Source organism: Streptomyces spinosisporus, from assembly GCF_022698145.1.
Taxonomy (GTDB): domain Bacteria; phylum Actinomycetota; class Actinomycetes; order Streptomycetales; family Streptomycetaceae; genus Streptomyces; species Streptomyces spinosisporus.
The window spans coordinates 16,382-35,997 of sequence record NZ_JALDAX010000002.1 but is presented as its reverse complement, the minus strand read 5'-3'; the positions used below and the strand labels follow the sequence as shown (position 1 = coordinate 35,997).

At 70.1% G+C, this 19,616-nt stretch carries 17 protein-coding genes; 15 read left to right on the top strand and 2 right to left on the bottom strand.

All coding sequences use genetic code 11. The features are described 5' to 3' along the window. Window positions 1-71 precede the first annotated feature (71 nt). From MQN93_RS05425 to MQN93_RS05410, 4 genes are all read left to right on the top strand, one after another. A complete protein-coding gene (locus MQN93_RS05425) occupies window positions 72-1,268 on the top strand; it encodes a hypothetical protein (protein WP_016435216.1) in 1,197 nt (398 codons plus the stop codon). Between the two features lie 183 nt (window positions 1,269-1,451). Beyond that, entirely contained in the window at window positions 1,452-2,948 is a 1,497-nt protein-coding gene (locus MQN93_RS05420; protein ID WP_016435217.1) for a bifunctional cytidylyltransferase/SDR family oxidoreductase, read from the top strand. Between the two features lie 169 nt (window positions 2,949-3,117). Continuing rightward, the gene (locus tag MQN93_RS05415; protein ID WP_242708544.1) at window positions 3,118-5,238 is read left to right on the top strand and encodes a CDP-glycerol glycerophosphotransferase family protein; all 2,121 of its coding nucleotides are present in this window, start codon (window positions 3,118-3,120) and stop codon (window positions 5,236-5,238) included. A gap of 276 nt (window positions 5,239-5,514) precedes the next feature. Next, window positions 5,515-6,756 (top strand): glycosyltransferase family 2 protein, encoded by a 1,242-nt coding sequence (locus MQN93_RS05410; protein ID WP_242708543.1) that lies wholly within the window; start codon window positions 5,515-5,517, stop codon window positions 6,754-6,756. A gap of 878 nt (window positions 6,757-7,634) precedes the next feature. Here MQN93_RS05410 and MQN93_RS05405 read toward each other — a convergent pair. Further along, window positions 7,635-9,017 carry a polysaccharide pyruvyl transferase family protein gene (locus MQN93_RS05405; RefSeq protein ID WP_242708542.1) on the bottom strand — a complete coding sequence of 461 codons (1,383 nt, stop codon included), beginning with the start codon at window positions 9,015-9,017 and terminating at the stop codon, window positions 7,635-7,637. 236 nt (window positions 9,018-9,253) lie between these two features. On the opposite strand from MQN93_RS05405, the gene proB reads away from it, so the two are divergent. The 5 genes from proB (at window position 9,254) to MQN93_RS05380 (ending at window position 14,227) form a co-directional block, all read left to right on the top strand. Then, window positions 9,254-10,360 carry a glutamate 5-kinase gene (proB, locus tag MQN93_RS05400; RefSeq protein ID WP_242708927.1) on the top strand — a complete coding sequence of 369 codons (1,107 nt, stop codon included), beginning with the start codon at window positions 9,254-9,256 and terminating at the stop codon, window positions 10,358-10,360. A 203-nt stretch (window positions 10,361-10,563) separates the two neighbouring features. Further along, window positions 10,564-11,040 carry a DUF8830 family protein gene (locus MQN93_RS05395; protein ID WP_037782422.1) on the top strand — a complete coding sequence of 159 codons (477 nt, stop codon included), beginning with the start codon at window positions 10,564-10,566 and terminating at the stop codon, window positions 11,038-11,040. A gap of 73 nt (window positions 11,041-11,113) precedes the next feature. Beyond that, complete coding sequence (locus tag MQN93_RS05390) at window positions 11,114-12,400, top strand: glutamate-5-semialdehyde dehydrogenase (protein WP_242708541.1); 1,287 nt, start codon at window positions 11,114-11,116, stop codon at window positions 12,398-12,400. A 68-nt stretch (window positions 12,401-12,468) separates the two neighbouring features. Continuing rightward, window positions 12,469-13,044: an SCO2584 family spore wall biosynthesis protein gene (locus MQN93_RS05385; RefSeq protein WP_037782423.1), complete on the top strand. Its 576-nt coding sequence runs from the start codon at window positions 12,469-12,471 to the stop codon at window positions 13,042-13,044. A 112-nt stretch (window positions 13,045-13,156) separates the two neighbouring features. Beyond that, window positions 13,157-14,227, top strand: a complete 1,071-nt coding sequence (locus tag MQN93_RS05380; RefSeq protein ID WP_242708540.1) for an SCO2583 family membrane protein — start codon at window positions 13,157-13,159, stop codon at window positions 14,225-14,227. Between the two features lie 40 nt (window positions 14,228-14,267). On the opposite strand, the gene MQN93_RS05375 is transcribed toward MQN93_RS05380, so the two are convergent. Beyond that, window positions 14,268-15,377 (bottom strand): M48 family metallopeptidase, encoded by a 1,110-nt coding sequence (locus tag MQN93_RS05375; RefSeq protein WP_016435226.1) that lies wholly within the window; start codon window positions 15,375-15,377, stop codon window positions 14,268-14,270. A 125-nt stretch (window positions 15,378-15,502) separates the two neighbouring features. Between MQN93_RS05375 and MQN93_RS05370 the strand changes: the two genes are divergently transcribed. The 6 genes from MQN93_RS05370 to MQN93_RS05345 all read left to right on the top strand — a co-directional run bounded on the left by MQN93_RS05370 (window position 15,503) and on the right by MQN93_RS05345 (window position 19,581). Further along, on the top strand, window positions 15,503-15,664 hold the full coding sequence (locus tag MQN93_RS05370; RefSeq protein ID WP_242708539.1) for a hypothetical protein: 162 nt from the start codon (window positions 15,503-15,505) through the stop codon (window positions 15,662-15,664). Window positions 15,665-15,771: 107 nt separating this feature from the next. Next, window positions 15,772-15,939 carry a hypothetical protein gene (locus MQN93_RS05365; RefSeq protein ID WP_016435228.1) on the top strand — a complete coding sequence of 56 codons (168 nt, stop codon included), beginning with the start codon at window positions 15,772-15,774 and terminating at the stop codon, window positions 15,937-15,939. Window positions 15,940-16,010: 71 nt separating this feature from the next. Beyond that, window positions 16,011-16,649, top strand: a complete 639-nt coding sequence (gene nadD / locus MQN93_RS05360; protein ID WP_037782425.1) for a nicotinate-nucleotide adenylyltransferase — start codon at window positions 16,011-16,013, stop codon at window positions 16,647-16,649. A gap of 16 nt (window positions 16,650-16,665) precedes the next feature. Continuing rightward, the gene (locus MQN93_RS05355; RefSeq protein ID WP_242708538.1) at window positions 16,666-18,354 is read left to right on the top strand and encodes a LytR C-terminal domain-containing protein; all 1,689 of its coding nucleotides are present in this window, start codon (window positions 16,666-16,668) and stop codon (window positions 18,352-18,354) included. A gap of 112 nt (window positions 18,355-18,466) precedes the next feature. Further along, window positions 18,467-18,910, top strand: coding sequence for a ribosome silencing factor (rsfS, locus tag MQN93_RS05350; protein ID WP_242708537.1), 444 nt, complete (start codon window positions 18,467-18,469; stop codon window positions 18,908-18,910). Further along, window positions 18,910-19,581, top strand: a complete 672-nt coding sequence (locus tag MQN93_RS05345) for a histidine phosphatase family protein (RefSeq protein WP_242708536.1) — start codon at window positions 18,910-18,912, stop codon at window positions 19,579-19,581. The genes rsfS and MQN93_RS05345 overlap by 1 nt, the downstream gene beginning before the upstream one ends. Window positions 19,582-19,616: the final 35 nt, after the last annotated feature.

Genomic DNA, 19,616 nt, shown 5'->3' with positions numbered 1-19,616 from the left:
GCCTGGGGCTCATCAGGGTTCCAGGTCTCTCTCAGGTAAGTCTCAGGTGTGCCTCTTACCATCCTCTGACCATGGAGACCGACTGTACGAGAGATGACGCCCGGGTGAAGTCCGCCGCCCGCCCCGCCCCGTTGCCCGCCGGCACCCGGCTGCTGCACATCGGCCCGCACAAGACCGGCACGACCGCGATCCAGGGCGCGTTGTTCGACGCGCGGGACCGGCTGCCCGAGCACGGCGTCGAGTTCCCCGGGAACACCCGGCACCCCATGGAGGCCGTTCTCGCCGCCGTCGCGCGCCCCGCGATGATGGGCGACGCCGTGCCCACCGAGCAGCACTGGGCCAGACTGGTGCAGCAGGTGAAGGCTGCCGGCCGGCGCACGGCCGTGATCAGCAGCGAGTTCTTCGCCGACGCCGAGGACGACGACACCATCGCGCGGATCGTCGAGCAGCTCGGCGGCGACCGGGTGCACGTCCTGGTCACCCTGCGCCCCCTCGCGCGCATCATGCCCTCGCAGTGGCAGCAGTACGTGCAGAACGGACTGCGGATGGGCTACGAGGACTGGCTGAAGCACATGCTCCGCAAGGCCCCGTACGAGCAGCCCAACCCCAGCTTCTGGCGCCGCCACCGGCACGACCGGCTGGTCGAGCGCTGGGTGCGGGCGGTCGGCCCTGAGCGGGTCACCGTCGTCGTGGTCGACGACCGGGACCGGGACCGGCTGATGCGCACCTTCGAGGCGCTGCTCGGACTGCCCGAGAATCTCCTGCAACCGGTTCCGGACACCGCGAATCGGTCACTTACCCTCGCCGAGACCGAAATGCTGCGGAATCTTAATAAGGAATTCCGCGGCAATGAGCTGCCGGACGAGCTGTATTCCAAGCTCGTCCGTAACGGCGCGATCATGCATATGAAGAACACGTGCAGCCCCACGCCCCAGGACGTGAAGATCTCCACTCCGCGATGGGCGCTCGAGGACGCCGCCCGGATCGCCGGCGAGATGATTGACGGCATCACTCATATGGGCGTACGTGTCCTCGGCGACCCCGCGCTGCTGTCCGCCCTGCCGAAGAGCGCCGGCGAGCGGCCCGCGGAGCCGCGGATCGCCCCCGAGGTGGCCGCACACGCCCTGTACGGCGCGCTCGCCGCGGCCGCCGAGGTACCGGTGCGGCACTCCACTCCGGCCAAGGCGCGCACGGTTCACCAGACGTCGTCCGTGGAACTCGTGAAGGTGCTCGGTCACCGCTGCCTGAAGAAGCTGCGGCGGCGCTGACCGGCTGTGCAGTTACTCACAGCAATTCCACGGGAACGCGCACAGGACGCCCCGGCGTCACCAGCAGTGCAAGGTGAATACCAGGTAGCGCGAACATATGCAGCGAAGGGCGTTCACCTTGCACAGCGGTAACCGCAAGTGGGACCATTTCCCCGTTCCCTGACGCCCCAAGGTAGGTCCTCTGTGTCCCAGCACATAGCCAAGCCCCGTACCACCGCAGTGATCCTGGCCGGTGGCACCGGCCAGCGGGTGGGTCTCTCGATCCCCAAGCAGCTGCTGAAGATCGCCGGCAAGGCTGTCATCGAGCACACCCTCACCACCTTCGAGAACGCCGACTCGATCGACGACATCATCGTGCTGATGGCGCCGGGCTATGTGCCCGACGTGGAGAAGATCGTCGCCAAGGCCGGCTTCACCAAGGTCCGCAAGATCATCGAGGGCGGCTCGACCCGGAACGAGACCACCGAGCGGGCCATCGAGGCCCTCGGCGAGGGCCTGGCCGAGGGCGAGGACCGCAACGTCCTGTTCCACGACGCCGTACGCCCCCTGCTCTCGCAGCGTGTGATCACCGACTGCGTGGCCGCCCTCGAGCGCTACCACGCCGTCGACGTGGCCATCCCGTCCGCCGACACCATCATCGTCACGCGCACGCACGGCGAGGACGGCGAGTTCATCACCGAGATCCCGGACCGCTCCCGGCTGCGCCGCGGCCAGACCCCGCAGGCCTTCAAGCTGTCCACGATCCGCCGGGCCTACGAGGTCGCCGCCGGTGACCCCAACTTCCAGGCCACGGACGACTGCTCCGTCGTGCTCAAGTACCTGCCGGACGTGCCGATCCACGTCGTGGCGGGCGACGAGTACAACATGAAGGTCACCCAGCCCGTCGACGTCTTCATCGCCGACAAGCTGTTCCAGCTGGCCTCGACCGCCGCGCCCGAGCAGGTGGGTGAGGAGGCGTACCGCGAGCTGCTGAGCGGCAAGACCATCGTGATCTTCGGCGGCTCGTACGGCATCGGCAAGGACATCGCCGAGCTCGCCGAGTCCTACGGCGCCAAGGTGTACGCGCTCGGCCGCTCCACCACCGGCACCCACGTGGAGAACCCGGAGGAGGTCGACGACGCGCTGTCCAAGGCGTACGCGGAGACCGGCCGGATCGACCACGTCGTCAACACCGCGGGCGTGCTGCGCATCGGCAAGCTCGCCGAGACCGACAACGCGACCATCGAGGAAGCGCTGAAGGTCAACTACCTGGCACCGGTGCAGATCGCTCGTTCCGCGTACAAGTACCTGGCGGAGACCAAGGGCCAGCTGCTGCTGTACACCTCCAGCAGCTACACCCGCGGCCGCGCCGAGTACAGCCTCTACTCCTCGACCAAGGCCGCCATGGTGAACCTCACCCAGGCCCTGTCCGACGAGTGGGCCGGCGACGGCGTCCGGGTCAACTGCATCAACCCGGAGCGCACCGCCACGCCCATGCGCACCAAGGCCTTCGGCCAGGAGCCGGCGGGCAGCCTGCTCTCCTCGGAGGCCGTCGCCCGCACCTCGCTGGACGTGCTGCTCTCCGAGCTGACCGGCCATGTCATCGACGTCCGCCAGCAGGACCCGACGGCGGGTGCCGCGAAGGCGACCGGGTTCGAGCACGCGCTGGCCTCGGTTCTGGACCGACAGGACGGCGTGTAATATTCGACGGGAATTAGTCTTCCGTTATTCAGGCCTCTGCTTTCCGGTGTTAATGCGTTGCATTGACACGGCGTTCGCAGAGGCCTGAATCCGTACACCCGTCGAATTACTACACACCCTGCGCAGTCCCGAACAAAACCGGCACCCCCCCTCCCAGAGCAGGTTCTCCGTGATATCCACCGCTATTCGCGTCGCCCGGGTGGGCAGCGCGGCCGAGCTGGCCGCGGCGGCGCTCATGATGCTGGGCTTCCCGGCGCTCATGCTGGCCGCGCTCGTCCCGAGCGTCTACGCCTTCGCGGCCGCGGCCGCCGTCACGTACCTGGCGGACCACTATCTGCACCGCAAGGGCAGTTATCTGGTCAACCGCCTCAGCAAGGTCCGCGCCGGCCTGTCCATCCGCTTCCTGATCCGGGAGCTGCTGCTGATACTGCTGCTGGCCCGGATGTCGTTCGCGGACAACCTGATCTACTACGGCGCGGTCGCCTGCTTCATCGCGTTCTACGGTCTGCAGGCCCCCCACGGCGCCCTGGTCACGCTGATCCGCAACCGCCGCCGGATGCCGGTCGCCACCCGCAACGTCGACCTGAAGTCGCGCATCCGCATCCCGGACGCCCCGCCGCGCTACCTGCTGAACCGCTCGGCCGAGAAGATGCTCCACCTCGACCTCGCGGCCGTCGCCGGCATTCTGGTCGCCGCGGCCATGAAGTCGTCCGTGCCCGGCTTCATCGGCATCGGCATCACCCTGTTCCTGGGCTGCCTGTACGTCGGCGCCCTGGTGCCGTACATCCGCGGCAGGAAGATCCCGCCGAACGCGGAGAAGGTGCTCGCGGCCGTCGACGACTGGCTGCGCGAGTACGGCCCCGAGACGGTGCTGTACTTCTCCGGCTCCAAGGACTCGGCGTACCAGGTCAACATGTGGCTGGAGACCATGGAGCAGCTGGACTCCAAGCCGCTGGTCATCCTGCGCGAGCGGGTCATCCTGGCGAACCTGGCGCCCACCACCTGCCCCGTGATCTGCGTGCCCGGCGGTGTGCACCTGATGAACATGGAGCTGTCGACGGTGCGCGTCGCGCTCTACGCGGCGAACGTCGGCAAGAACATCCACATGCTGCGCGTGCCCACCATGAAGCACGTCTTCATCGGCCACGGCGACAGCGACAAGCTGGCCAGCGTCAACCCGTTCAGCAAGGTCTACGACGAGGTGTGGACCGCCGGACGCGCGGGCCGCGACCGCTACGCCATCGCCGACGTCGGCGTCCGTGACGACGACATCGTCGAGGTCGGCCGCCCGCAGCTGGCGCCGATCCAGACCCGGCAGAGCGTCCCGGCCGCCGAGGGACAGTGCCCGACCGTGCTGTACGCGCCCACCTGGGAGGGCTGGGACGGCAACCCGGGCAACACCTCGCTCGTCCTGGCCGGCGAGAACATCGTGAAGAAGCTGATCGCGAGCGACCCGCCGGTCCGTGTCCTGTACAAGCCGCACCCCTTCACCGGCACCGTCAGCAAGGAGGCGGGCGCCGCGCACCGGCGCATCACCGCCCTGGTCGAGAAGGCCGCCGCCGAGCGCGCCGCCGACCCGCGCTTCGCCGTCGACGCGGCCGCCCTGCAGCAGGCCAGGAGCGATCTGGCCCGGATCGAGGCCCGCCTCGCCGAGCTGTCCGGCACCGCGGGCGACCGCGGCGACGAGGCCGAGGCCACCCGGGACGGCGTGGTCGACCTCGGCCGGCACGAGGAGGTCGCCCGGCTGCGCGGCGAGTGGAACGACGCCTACTGGCGTTCCTTCAGCGCCTACGAGCACCGCGTCATCTCGGGCGCCGAGCCGCGTCTGTACGACTGCTTCAACGTCTGCGACGCGATGGTCTCCGACATCTCCTCCGTGGTCTCCGACTTCATCGCGAGCGGCAAGCCGTACGCCGTCACGGACTCCGCCGAGCTGGGCGTGGAGGAGTTCAAGCGGCAGAACACCGCGGTGCGCGCCGCGGTGATCCTCTCCAACAGCGCCGCCGAACTGGGCGAGTTGCTGAGCGCGGTGCGCAGTCCGGCCGCCGACGCGCTGGCCGAGGACCGCAAGGAGCTGAAGGAGTATCTGCTCGGTCCGGACGAGCCCACGTCCATCGAGCAGTTCAACGCCGCGGTGGCGGACCTGGCGCTCAAGGCCCAGTCGCGCAACCTCGGCCAGGAGTCCCGCAGCGCGGGCGGTGCGCCCGGGGCCGACGAGCTGTCGGACCAGCTGTCCCCGGCGCAGCCGGTGCCGGCGGCCGGGGAGCCGGACGGAACCAAGCAGCACTGACGGTCTTCCTGCACGAAGAGCTCGGCCCCGAGGAGCGATCCTCGGGGCCGAGCTCTTTCCCGTTTCTTACCGCCGGTTGGGCCGGACCCTGAGCAACTCCCACCATTCCTGCGTACTTTCCGGTGTCTGTCCCTTCCTGCGGCTTGTGCCGCCGGTGACTGCTGTGACGTACCTCACCAACGACGAGCAATTAGGCAACCTCCTCAAGTGGCCACCCGTCTAACAGGTAGCGAATATGTGGATTCGGGGGAAATGCACCTTGACCAAGGGGGAAATGTGACCGTCGCGCAGCCTGATGTCAGCGTGATCATCGGGGCGTACGAAGCGATGCCGTATCTGGTCGAGTGCCTCGCGTCCGTGGAGGCACAGACCATCGACGCAGAGCGCATCGAGGTCATCGCCGTGGACGACGGGTCCACGGACGGGACGGGGGAGTATCTGGAGGAGTTCGCGCGGCGGGCGACCATGCCGGTCACGGTGATCCGGCAGGACAACTCCGGCGGACCGAGCGGGCCGCGCAACGTCGGACTCGGCAAGGCCGCCGGGCGCTACGTCTTCTTCCTCGACGCCGACGACCGGCTCGGCCCCGAGGCGCTGGAGCGGATGGTCGCGATGGCCGACCGCAACGGCACGGACGTGGTCCTGGGCCGCGTCGAGGGCATCAACCGCAACCCCCCGAAGTCGATGTGGGGTCGCACGCTGGAGCGCACCGACGTCTTCTCCTCGAACATCAAGTTCACGCTGAGCGCGCAGAAGCTGTTCCGGCGGCAGTTCCTGGAGCAGCACGGCATGCACTTCGACGAGTCCCTGTGGACCGGCGAGGACGCGCTGTTCACGATGGAGGCGTATCTGCGGGCCGACGGGGTGTCCGTGCTCGCCGACTACACCTGCTACTACCTCGTCGGGCGCGAGGACGGCAAGCATGTGACCAAGAGCGGGGGTTACGCGCTGCGCTTCGACTCCGCGCGCGCCCTGATGAACCTGATAGCCGAGCACGTTCCGGCGGGGGAACGCCGTGACGCGCTGATGATCAGGCCCTTCCTGGTGACGCTGCTGCCGCAGTTCGGGCCGCGGTACCTCAAGGACAGCGAGAAGGTGCGCCGGCACAAGTTCGAGCTGGCGAAGCCGCTGATGCAGGAGTTCTGGCACGAGGGCGTCGCCCGGCGTCTCAAGGTCGAGGAGCGGTTGCGGCTGCATCTCGTCGCCGAGGAGCGGCCCGAACTCCTCAAGGAGGTCGTGGAGTTCATCAAGGCGAAGAAGCAGGCCGCCGCCCTCCTGGAGAAGAAGGGCCGCCACCTCTACCTCGCCTACCCGCACTTCCGCGACAGCTCGGCAGGCATACCCGACTCGATCTACTTGGCCGCCCCCCGAGAGGCCCGGGCCTTCCCCGGCTACCGCGAACACTCCACCGCAGGCTCGGCCCTACGCCGAGCAGCCCGCAGGGCCCGCCGCGCCCTGAAACCCCGCCCCACCACCCCCGGCTCCCCCACACCGGGCGGGACGGCAGCGGCGGCCTGAGGGGCGTCTCTGCCGCCTAGGGCGGCCGGGGCACCGTTGGGTGAGCCTGGGCGGCAAGGGTGTCGTACGGGTGCGGGGTTGCCGGATCGGCGCTGACCTTCGTCGGCTCGTGATGGGCGCCGGGTGTGGCGGAACGGTCCGTCAGGTTCGACTCCGGCTTTCGCCGGGCAAGGCCGTCGTGCGGCTGCGGGGTCTGGCCGATCGGTGGGGTTCTGGCTCTGTTCGAGGTGGGCGCCGGTGTGGGGGAACAGGGGCTGGCGGGCGCGGTCGGGACGTCGTCCGTGGGGCGGGGCTGCCCCGGCGGGCGTGGGGCCACGCTGTCGTGCGGGTGCAGAGTCGCCGGATCGGCGCTGACCGTCGCCCTGCTCGTGATGGGCGCCGGGTGTGGGGGAGCGGGCCGTCAGGTTGGTCCGACCGGAGTTGTAGCTGCAGGGAGGACGCGGTCGTTAGGCGGTGGCCGTCGTCACGGTGGGCCTGGGAGGTAACCGCTTGGCGCGGGTGCGGAGTTCGGGGCCCGGCGGGCGTGTTCGGCGAGCAAGGGGGCGCAGCCGGCATAGGGGCGCGAGGGTGGTCGGCCGGTGCGGTCGGGGCATGCCTGTCCGGCCCGGTTGGGGCGCAGCCGCGCGGCGGTCAGGGCAAGGTCCTCGACCGGCGGCGCCCGCCACGCGTCGCCCTCCCGGGGGTCCAGCAGCGGCGGTGCGAGCCGGGGGGTCACTCCGGTGTGCCGGTCGGGTGCAGGGCCCTGCCGGATGGGCGTGGCCCCTCGGGCAGTTCGAGGTCGGCGCCCGGCGTGGTGGAGAAGCCCGACAGGGGTACCGCCGCCTTGGTCGTCGTTTCGCGGGTGCACAGGTCGGGCTGATGTGCGGCAGCCTTCCCCCCTACTGGCGTCCCGACTGCAGGGCCCGGCGGATGGGGCGGCCCACTGCGGTTCTGGCTCGGCGGTAGACGGAGGTCGAGCCTGTGGCGGTGGCCTTGGCGGCTCGGCGCTCGAGTTCTCGTTTCAACTGGGCGTTGTCCAGGGTCAGTTCGCTGATGCGGGTCTGGAGCCAGCCGAAGCGGGAGGTCAGGGAGGTGATGTCGGTGTCGTTCCAGGGGCGGATACCGGGCGGGAAGGCCAGGGAGCGCAACCGGGCCTCGAAGGCGGCGCCGCCGTCCCCGTGCGTGAACGTGTTCTCCAGCCCGTTGCGGTCCAGGAACCCCGTGAACCGCTCGAAGCGCTCCAGGTGACCGCCGATCAGACCGGTGAAGTCCGCCTCCTCGTAGAGCTGCGCGGGATCGAGGTCCGGGGTCTGCTTGTCGATGCGCCGGTGCGGGATCTCGAAGTAGCGGCACAGCTCCAGGGTCCGCGAGTCGCCGCACAGCACGGTGGCGGGCGTGCCCGCGAGCAGCGCCGCGATGTTGCCGTGGATGCGGGAGCCGAAGGAGAAGTCGTATGCGCGCAGGTCGTCGATCCAGGTGACCGGGTCGACGTAGACGCGGACCTTGTCCTGCCGGAACATCGGGTGGTCGGGATGCGTCGGGATCGCCGTCACGGCGGCGTTCGGGTGGGACAGGTCCCGCCAGTGCAACTGCCGTGCGTCGCTGAGGTTCTGTCCGATGAAGGTCAGGTTCGGGTAGCGGGCGTGGGTGCGCTCGATGAGCTTGTCCAGGCCCTGCTTCTGCACCGCGCTGTGCGAACCGTTGATCGCGATCCGCGACTCGGCGCTCAGCGCCGGCCCCCGCTTGTCCACGGCGAGTTCCTTGCCGTACATGAACAGCGACGGACAGCCGATCACTTCGACGTCACGGAACCCCAGGTCGTTGAGGTACTTCTCGGTGAACTCCCCGCGCACCCCGATGGAGGCGCTGCGGTCGAGCACCGCCGCGACGAAGGCGCGCACCGACTCCTCCATCGGCTTCAGCCGCGCCGCGCTGTAGTTCAGCCCGGCCTGCGCACCGATCCCCAGCACCACGACCGGGATCCGCAGCCTGCTGATCAGCCGGGTCAGACGCTTCAACGAGACCTCGAACGAGGGCCGGAAAGCATTCGCCAGCGGCACGACGAAGGCGTCGTACTCCTCGTTGATCCGCTCCGCCGCCGCCACATCGGTCCGCATGCCGTTCGTGACGACCTCGGTGCCCGGTGTCTCCAGGATCTTGTGGGAGGCGTCACTGAAGATCAGGTTGCCGGAGTTGGTGGCGATGACGTCCTGATGGAGGGCTTCCTCCACGGGGAAGACATCGAAGGGACTCTTGCCCGAACGCAGCAGGATGCGCTTCACGCGCTGAACTTCTTTGGCTTGCACATCGTTCAAATTAGATTTACCCGCACTTTGATTTCTATAGGCAACCAGTGCAACCTTTTTGCCCTGTGCAATGCGTGAGCAAATGGTTACGTCACGCCTGTCCGGGGACTGGACCGGCCCGCGGGACCCGGTCCTCTTCGCGTAGATTGCCGGTCGGGAAGCCGGAATGCGCGAGGGGACGGAAGACCAAGGTGGCAGGGGCAAGGCAGGCCGTGAGCGAGGCCCGCAGGATCGTCGTCAAGGTGGGTTCCTCGTCGCTGACCACCGCCGCCGGCGGTCTCGACGCCGACCGGGTCGACGCGCTCGTCGACGTACTCGCCAAGAGCCGCAGCGGGGGAGAGAAGGAGATCGTCCTGGTCTCCTCCGGCGCCATCGCCGCCGGTCTCGCCCCGCTGGGCCTGCGCCGCCGCCCTCGTGACCTCGCCCGCCAGCAGGCCGCCGCGAGCGTCGGCCAGGGCCTGCTCGTCGCCCGCTACACCGCCTCCTTCGCCCGCTACGGCGTCCGCGTCGGCCAGGTACTGCTCACCTCCGACGACATGAGCCGCCGCGCCCACCACCGCAACGCCTCGCGCACCCTCGACAAGCTGCTCGCGATGGGCGCCCTCCCCGTCGTCAACGAGAACGACACCGTCGCCACCGACGAGATCCGCTTCGGCGACAACGACCGGCTGGCCGCGCTCGTCGCCCACCTCGTCCACGCCGACCTGCTGGTGCTGCTCTCCGACGTCGACGGCGTCTACGACGGCGACCCCACCAAACCCGGCACCTCACGGGTGGCGCAGGTGCGCGGCCCCGAGGACCTGGCGCACGTGGAGATCGGCAGCGCGGGCAAGGCGGGCGTGGGCACCGGCGGCATGGTCACCAAGGTCGAGGCCGCCAGGATCGCCGCCGCGGCCGGCATCCCCGTGGTCCTGACCAGCGCCGTCCACGCGGCCGACGCCCTCGCGGGCAAGGACACCGGCACCTACTTCCACCCGGCGGGCAAGCGCTCCGCCGACCGGCTGCTGTGGCTGCAGCACGCCTCCACCCCGCGGGGCTCCCTCACGCTGGACGACGGCGCGGTGCGGGCGGTGGTCGAGCGCCGCACCTCGCTGCTGCCGGCCGGAATCGCCGCCGTGGAGGGGGAGTTCAGCGCCGGGGACCCGGTCGAGCTGCGCGACGGCACCGGCCGTGCGGTGGCCCGCGGGCTCGTCAACTTCGACGCCAAGGAGATCCCCCAGCTGCTCGGCCGTTCGACCCGCGAGCTCGCACGCGAACTGGGCCCGGCCTACGAACGCGAGGTCGTGCACCGGGACGATCTGGTGCTCCTGCATCCCTGAAGCCGCCGACACGGGCCGCGAACAGAGGCCGCCTCGAGCAGTGGCCGAAAACAGGGGGAACGCCCGTTTCGCAAGTCGCCCTGAGGTGGACGTTCCGCAAAAGCGCCCCGCGAACTCTTGCGGCCTGCTCAACTTTGTCCCAGGGACACATTCGGTACGAGGGCTGCTCGTACCGTCGCGTGAAGGAGGCCGTCGTGAGACGAGTGCGCCCTGGGACGGTGTCCCGAGGCGGCACCGGGGGCGCCAGGGGCGCCAGGAGTGCCGCCTCCCGCGCGGTCGGCGAGGAGCGCGCCCTGACCAGCGTCGCGACCGGTGACCGGTACGAGACGCCGGAGGACCTGCCGCGCCTGTGGCACGTCACCCTCAGCGTCTCCGGCGAGGAGGCCCCCCTGAAGGAGGTGCGGCGCGGCCTCGAACAGCTCGCCCACGACCACCCCTTTCTGCTGACCAGCAGATACGCCAACGACCACGCGGAGATCCGCTACTGGGAGGAGGCCCGCGATCTGCACGACGCCGCCGCCGTCGCGCTGCGCCTGTGGGGCGAGCACCGCCAGACCGCCAAGCTGCCGCCCTGGGAGATCGTCGGCCTGGAGGTCATCGACCGCGAGACCTACCACCAGCGGGTCGCCGAGGGATACGGCCCGCCGCCCGCGAGCCCGGTGGGCGTACACCCCTTCTAGGCCGTCCTCGCCGGGTGTCTCGGGGTGTGGAACGTCCGGTGGACGGTCTCGCGGGGCGCATTACGCTTCCCCCATGACCACGCTCTCGCCGTACGACTCGATGTCCCCGGTCGCGCAGGCCGCCTACCGCGCCAAGTCCGCCGCCGCGGACCTCGCCCCGCTGCCCCGCGCGGAGAAGGACGACGCGCTGCTCGCCATCGCGGACGCGCTGGAGGTCCGTACGAGCGAGATCGTGGAGGCCAACGCCAAGGACATCGCCAAGGCCCGCGAGAACGGCACCAGCGAGGCCATCGTCGACCGCCTCACGCTCACCCCGGAGCGGGTCCGCGCCATCGCCTCCGACGTGCGCGACGTCGTCGCCCTGCCCGACCCGGTCGGCGAGATCGTCCGCGGCTCGACCCTCCCCAACGGCATCGACCTGCGCCAGGTCCGCGTCCCGCTCGGCGTCGTCGGCATCATCTACGAGGCCCGTCCGAACGTCACCGTGGACGCCGCCGCCCTCTGCCTGAAGTCCGGCAACGCGGTCCTGCTGCGCGGCTCCGCCTCCGCCTACGAGTCCAACACCGCCCTGGTCCGGGTCATCCGGGACGCGGTCGGCGGCGCGGGCCTGCCCGCCGACGCCGTCCAGCTCGTGCCCGGCGAGAGCCGCGAGAGCGTGCGCGAGCTGATGCGCGCCCGCGGCCTGGTCGACGTCCTGATCCCGCGCGGCGGCGCCTCCCTGATCCAGACCGTCGTCGCGGAGTCCACCGTCCCGGTCATCGAGACCGGCACCGGCAACTGCCACGTCTACGTCGACGCGGCCGCCGACCTCGACATGGCGATCGACATCCTGATCAACTCCAAGGCCCAGCGGCCCAGCGTCTGCAACGCCGCCGAGACCCTCCTCGTCCACCAGGACATCGCCGCCGAGTTCGTGCCGCGCGCCCTGGACGCCCTCGCCGAGGCCGGGGTGACCGTGCACGCCGACCCGCGCGTGCTGGCGTACGCGAAGGACTCGAAGGCGACCGTGGTCGAGGCCACCCCGGAGGACTGGGACACCGAGTACCTCTCCTACGACATCGCCGCCGCCGTCGTCGACTCGCTGGACCGGGCGGTCGAGCACATCCGTCTGTGGTCGTCCGGTCACACCGAGGCGATCGTGACCTCCTCCCAGCAGGCCGCCCGCCGCTTCACCAAGCTGGTCGACTCCACCACGGTCGCCGTGAACGCCTCGACCCGCTTCACCGACGGCGGCCAGTTCGGTTTCGGCGCCGAGATCGGCATCTCCACGCAGAAGCTGCACGCGCGCGGACCGATGGGGCTGCCGGAGCTGACGAGCACGAAGTACATCGTCACCGGGGACGGCCACATCCGGCGCTGATGTCTCAGCAGGCGGATGAATTTCCATACCGTCTGCCCAAATTGACCCCCCAGGTCTACTCTGGACGTGTGCCGGAGGACGTGGGGGGCACGCCGTTCCCTGACGGCTGGGAGCCCGACGACGACCACGACCGCGGGGTGTCGGACGAAGAGTTCGCCTCCGTGGTCTTCGACGAGGCCTTCGTACGGGCGGCCGTGGTGCACGAGCCGACCGCCGTCGAGCGCCTCCTGGCCGCCGCCCAGGCGAGAGCGGAGGCCTCCGAGGCGGAGGCCCGCCGGGCCCACGGCAGAGGCGAGCGGTACGAGGAGGGGTTCGGCCCCGACGACCGCACCGGTTTCGGCCATGATCCCGAGCTCGACGACCTGGACGACACCGACGTCCTCGAAGGCCGCTACGGCACCTCGGGGACGTACGGAAAGCAGGTCCGCTGGCACCGCCCCGTCGCCTGGATGCTCGCCATAGTGATGGGCATAGGCATGGTCGCGCTGGCCTTCGCGGCGGTCTACCGCGGCGCCTCCTCGGGCAACCGGGACCAGGTGCCGCCGCCCGCCTCGACCGGTCTGGAACAGGGCAGCGCATCGGCCCCCTCCGCTTCCGTCGAGACGTCCCGGCCCGCCATCCCGGTGATCCCGCGCAGCCCCTGAGCGAGGCCTCGAACGGCCCCTCGGCACTGCGTGCGGAACCTGGTGAGAACCTGTCAGAAGTTGTCGTGCAGCAGGGCGTTTACCGCGGGTCCCGGAGACCTACCCTGAAGGTATGGGAGGGCCTGGAGACCCACCTGAGGGGACACCCGAGGGCGCCCCCGGAGGTGGCGAGGACGAGTACCGATCCGTCGTGTTCGACGAGTCGTTCGTCCGTGCTGCCCGCCTCCAGGAGTTCTCCGCGCAGGAGCGCATGGCCGACCACGCGCCCGCCGTGCGCCGCCGTCCGCCGCTGCGCCGGGGCCTGTCCCGGCAGGCGCTGATCCTCGTCCTGCTGATCGCGGTGGCCTTCGGCACCGCGATCTACATGGGGGTGCGCCACCCCTACCAGAACCCCGCCGCCCGGCAGCCCGTCGAGCCCCTGCGGATGACCGTCATCCCGCTCTCCCCGCAGGGCCGCGTGCCGGGCGCGGCCGATCCCGAGTTCCTGTACGCGCACAGCCCGGCCGCGCGGTTCCGCATCGGCGCCGAGGGCATTCCGCTGCCTGCGGCCCGGCGCACCGCGCACTTCTCGGACAGCCAGGTGGTCGCCGCCCTGAGCGCGGCCAAGGAATACATCGTGAAGTCCTCGCTGAATCCCGAGGTCATCGGCGGCCAGGACGTCCATCTCGTACGTGTCCTGCTCGACAGCGAACAACTCGACCAGTTCGACCAGAGTTTCCAGCACCCGGTGGCCGACGGCCGGCACCAGCCCACCGGATGGCTGGTTCGCTTCGACCAGACCCGCGCCGAGCTCGCCGACGACAGGATCCGGGTCCAGGGCAGCCTGCAGGTCACCGAGACCGACGCCTCAACGCTCGAGGTCACCGCGGACCACACGTTCGTCTACGCCCTCAAGCCGACCGGTTCCGACGCCAAGGCGCGGGCCTCGCTGTTCACCGTCCGGCGCGAGCTGCACTTCCGCTTCGACCGCGACGACCTGCGGCTGCGCCAGGCCCAGCTGACCGTCTCCTATGTGCAGGCCGGCCCGCTGTCCTGCGCCGAGGACTCGACCAACCATCTGCGCCCGCTGCTGGCCGGGCAGACCGCCAAGGCGGGCGGCCCGGCAGGCACCGACCCGTACGCCACGGGCGGGTTCACGGCCCTGTGCGGATCACTGGCGGCGAGCGCGCAGCCAAAAGTCTGACGGCACGGCCCCTCGGGGCCCCGTCGTCAGCGCGCGCCGCTCAGCGCCCCTCCTCCGTCGGCGGCTCGTCCTTCGGGGGCCGCTCCTGCGAGCCGGACGAGCTCGACGAGCCCGTGAACCCGTCGAAGCCGCGCCGCACGCGCCCGCCCAGGCCCCCGGCACCGCCGGCGATGTCGCTGACCAGCTTCATCAGCGGGTCCTTGGAGTTCTTCACATTGCCGGCGTAGCTCGCCGCGGACTCGCGGAAGGAGTCGGAGACCGAGGTGTTCTTGTCCTCGTCGCGCCGCGGGTAGTGGCCGTCCATGATCCGCTGGTAGTCGCGGGACTCGGCCCACTTCTTCAGCTCGGCCGCGCGGATGGTGGTGAAGGGGTGGGTCCGCGGCAGCAGGTTCAGGATCTTCAGCACGGAGTCGCGCAGGTCGCCGCCCGCCTCGTACTCCTCGGCCTGCTTGAGGAAGGCGTCCACGTTCATCTCGTGCAGGTGGTTGCCGCCGGCGATCTTCATCAGACCGCGCATCGAGGCCTTGAGGTCCTGGCCGACGAGCAGCCCGGCGCGGTCGGCGGAGAGCTCCGACTTGCGGAACCACTCGCGCAGGGCCGTCACGATCGCCATGATCGCGAGGTTGCCCAGCGGGATCCAGGCGACCCGGATCGCCAGGTTCGTCAGGAACAGCAGGATCGTGCGGTACACGGCGTGGCCGGACAGGGCGTGGCCCACCTCGTGCCCGATGACCGCCCGCATCTCCTCCTCGTCGAGCAGCTCGACGAGCCCGGTGGTGACCACGATGATCGGCTCGTCCAGGCCGATGCACATGGCGTTCGGCTGCGGGTCCTGGTTGACGTACATCGGCGGGACCTTCTCCAGGTCCAGGATGTAACAGGCGTCCCGCAGCATGTCGTTGAGATGCGCGAACTGCTGGTCCGAGACCCGCACCGAGTCGGACAGGAACAGCAGCCTGAGGCTGCGCTCGGGCAGCAGCCCGCTGAGCGCCTTGAAGACCGTGTCGAAGCCGCTCAGCTTGCGCAGCGCGACCAGGGCGGAGCGGTCGGCCGGGTGCTCGTACGCACGCGAGGAGATCCCCGGGAAGCGCCTGCGCTGCCTGCTCGGTACGTTCTCGTGTCCGTTGTGCTCGTGGCCGTCGTCGGACATGTGTCCCCCATGTGCGTGTGAGTGGCCCTTTGCGGGCCCTTGTGCGGCCTTTTGCGCCCCCGAAGCAAGCCCCAGCCTAGGCGGAGTTACCGTGGACGGGCACTACACCGAAGGAGACCGGCACCATGGAGCACATCGCCGCCGCCACGTGGCTCGCAGAGGCCGCGAGCGCCGCCCCGCACCAAGGGCCGGGCAATCTGCTCCGGGTCGTGCTGCTCGTGATGATCGTGGGCTGCGCGCTGACCGGGTGGTTCCTGATGCGGGGTTACAAGCAGAAAGACGACTGAGGACCGCCCCGGGTTCCCCAACGGCGGAGTCGGCGTGATCGCGGCGAGGGCGCCCGATTACGATTGGCCGACATCTTTGTCCCGCCCACACCGGATAGGTTCTGTCGATGACGAGCTTCCACAGCGCTGCCGCCCAGTTGGTCACTCTCGCTGCCGAGGGCGAGGAGCACGGCGGCAATCACGAGAGCCTCAGCCCCTACCTCACCGGCGGCGGCGCCCTGTTCGTCCTGCTGCTTCTGCTGTGGATCACCACCCGCTTCAACCGCGACCGCTGAGTCCCCTGCGGACCGCCCCGAAGGACCGGCCGGGCCGGACCTCTCAGGCCGGGCCGGTAGGGTCTGCACGCATGGGAGAGCAGGACATGCCTACCGGTCCGGTGAAGGGCCCGGCGGACAACGGCAAGCGCCGTCTGGGCGTCATGGGCGGAACGTTCGACCCGATCCACCACGGGCACCTCGTGGCGGCCAGTGAGGTCGCCGCGCAGTTCCACCTGGACGAGGTGGTGTTCGTGCCGACCGGTCAGCCGTGGCAGAAGACACACCGCGATGTCTCCCCGGCCGAGGACCGCTATCTGATGACGGTGATCGCGACGGCCGAGAACCCGCAGTTCTCGGTGAGCCGCATCGACATCGACCGGGGCGGCGCCACCTACACCGTGGACACCCTGCGCGACCTGCGGGCCCTCAACCCCGACACGGACCTGTTCTTCATCACCGGCGCCGACGCCCTCGGCCAGATCCTCACCTGGCGGGACTCCGAGGAGCTGTTCTCCCTGGCGCACTTCATCGGCTGCACCCGGCCCGGCCACCATCTGTCCGACCACGGCCTGCCGGAGGGCGGCGTCTCGCTCGTGGAAGTTCCCGCACTGGCCATCTCCTCCACAGAGTGCCGTGCGAGAGTCGCCAAGGGAGACCCCATCTGGTACATGGTGCCGGACGGGGTCGTGCGCTACATCGACAAGCGCGAGCTGTACCGCGGCGAGTGAACCGAAAGGGGCACCGGTGAACGACCGATACGACGCGGGGTACGGCGGCGACCAGGGCGAGCAGTACGAACTCGTCGGCTACGACGAGTACGGCCGGCCCGTGTACCGGCAGATCGCCGAGCAGCAGGCGCCCCAACAGGCTTACGACCCGTACGCGCAGCAGCAGGGCTACGGCTACGACCCGTACGCGACCGGCACCCAGCAGCCGGTCCCGCAGCAGTACGACCCCTACGGCACCGGCCAACAGCCCCCCGTGCCGTCCTACGACCCGTACGCCACGGGCACCGGCGGCGCGCCCCAGCAGCACTACGACCCCTACGGACAGGCCGCGACCAGTGGCCGGCAGCCCCGGGTCGCCGAGCAGACCGCCCACATCCCGCAGCAGGCCGGACCGGCCGAGGACGCGCAGGCCCCCGAAAGGCCCCAACAGGACTACCGCACCGAGCAGTTCGCCTTCGTCGAGGAGCCCGACAGCGACTCCGAGGACGTCATCGACTGGCTGAACTTCACCGAGAACCGCACCGAGCGCCGCGAGGAGGCCAAGCGCCGCGCCCGCAGCCGCCTCGTCGCCCTTGTCGTGGTCCTGGCGCTGGTCGCGGTCGGCGGCGTCGGCTACCTCTGGTACGCCGGGAAGCTGCCGGGCCTGTCGTCCGACGCGAAGAAGGGCGGCGCCACGACGGCCGCGGGCGCCCAGAACCGCGACGTGATCGTCGTCCACCTGCACAACACCAAGGGCGGCGGCACCTCCACCGCGCTGCTCGTCGACAACACGACCACCAAGCAGGGCACCACCGTGCTGCTGCCCAACTCGCTCTCCCTGACGGACGACGACGGCACCACGACCACACTGGCCAAGTCGGTCGACGACGACGGCTCCTCCGGCACCCGCGACTCCCTCGACACGGTCCTCGGCACCGACATCGAGGGCACCTGGCGGCTGGACACCCCCTATCTGCAGAACCTCGTCGACCTCGTCGGCAACATCGAGGTCGACACGAACACCGACGTACCGGACCCGGCCGCCAAGAAGAAGGGCACCGCGCCCCTCGTCCACCAGGGCAAGGACCAGACCCTCAGTGGCAAGACCGCCGTCGCCTACGCCACCTACCGCGCCCCCGGCGAGGCGCAGAACGCCCAGCTGGAGCGGTTCGGCCAGGTCATGGCGGGTGTGCTGCGCAAGCTGTCGTCCGACCCGACGGCCGCGACGACCACCGTGCAGACGCTGGCCCAGATCCTGGACCCGTCGCTGACCGACAAGGACCTCGGCACCTTCCTCGCCAAGCTCGCCGACCTCGCCAAGGGCGGCGACTACAAGACCGCCCTGCTGCCGGTCCAGAGCGACGGCACCCTGAGCGCGCAGGCCAGCGCGAGCGTCGTCAAGGACGTCCTCGGCGGCACCGCGAAGAGCCCCGACCAGGGCTCCGCGGTGCGGGTCTCGGTCCAGAACGCCAGCGGGGTCAAGGCCAACACCGACAAGGCCCGCGTGGTGCTCCTCAACGGCGGCTTCACCTTCCTGGAGGGCGGCACCTCCACCGCCACGGCCACCTCGAAGGTCGTCTACACCGACGCCAAGGACAAGGAGAACGCCTCCGAGGTCGCCAAGACCCTGGGGCTGCCCGCCGGCGCGGTGAGCAAGGGCAAGACCACCTCGAACGCCGACGTCTCGGTGATCCTCGGCCAGGACTACAAGCCGTCGTCGTCCTGACGGCCGCGGCAGCCCGCCACAGGCACCTCACGTGGTCCGTTAATCACGTGGGGTGCTCCCGGCGCTCCGTGAGACCCTTGATGTCAAAAGACCGCCGACCGAAAGCCACGTAGTGACCGCCACTGACCGTTCCCTCGAGCTCATCAACACCGCCGCACAGGCGGCCGCCGACAAGCTCGCGCACGACATCATCGCCTACGACGTCAGCGACGTCCTGTCGATCACGGACGCCTTCCTGCTGGCCTCCGCACCCAACGACCGCCAGGTCAAGTCGATCGTCGACGAGATCGAGGAGCGGCTGAGCAAGGAGCTCGGCGCCAAGCCGGTGCGCCGCGAGGGCGACCGCGAGGCCCGCTGGGTCCTGCTCGACTACGTGGACATCGTCGTCCACGTCCAGCACAGCGAGGAGCGCGTCTTCTACGCCCTGGAGCGGCTGTGGAAGGACTGCCCCGAGCTGGAGCTGCCCGCCGACGCGAAGGCCACGCGCGGCAAGGCCGAGGAGCACGCCCGGACGCAGGCCGCCGAGGAGGCGGCCGATCTCGGCGGTGAGTGGTGATGAGCGCCACCGGTGAGGTGTCGGCCGGCCGCCCGGGCCGCGGGCGCCGCATCATCCTGTGGCGGCACGGCCAGACGTCCTGGAACGTGGAACGCCGCTTCCAGGGCACCACGGACGTCGAGCTCACCGAGACCGGCGTCGCCCAGGCCCGCCGTGCCGCCCGGCTGCTCGCCTCCCTCAAGCCCGACGCGATCGTCGCCTCCGACCTGCGGCGGGCCGTGGACACGGCGGCCGAGCTGGCCGCGCTCACGGGCCTGGAGATCGCCCACGACGAGGGGCTGCGCGAGACCTACGCGGGCGTCTGGCAGGGCCTGACGCACGAGGAGATCATCGCGCGCCACGGCGAGCAGTACGCCGCCTGGAAGCGCGGCGAGCCGGTCCGCCGCGGCGGCGGCGAGCTGGAGAGCGAGGTGGCCGAGCGCGCCGCCCCCGTGGTGCTGCGGCACGCCGAGAAGCTGCCCGACGACGGCACGCTCGTCGTGGTCAGCCACGGCGGCACGATCCGCACCACCATCGGCCGTCTGCTGGGCCTGGAGGCCCGCCACTGGGAGAGCCTCGGCGGTCTGTCGAACTGCTGCTGGTCCGTCCTGGGCGAGGGCGCGCGCGGCTGGCGCCTGCTGGAGCACAACGCCGGCACGCTGCCGGAACCGGTGCTCGGCGACGACGACTGAGCGGATTTCACTTTCCGGCAGGTCGCAGGCTAAAG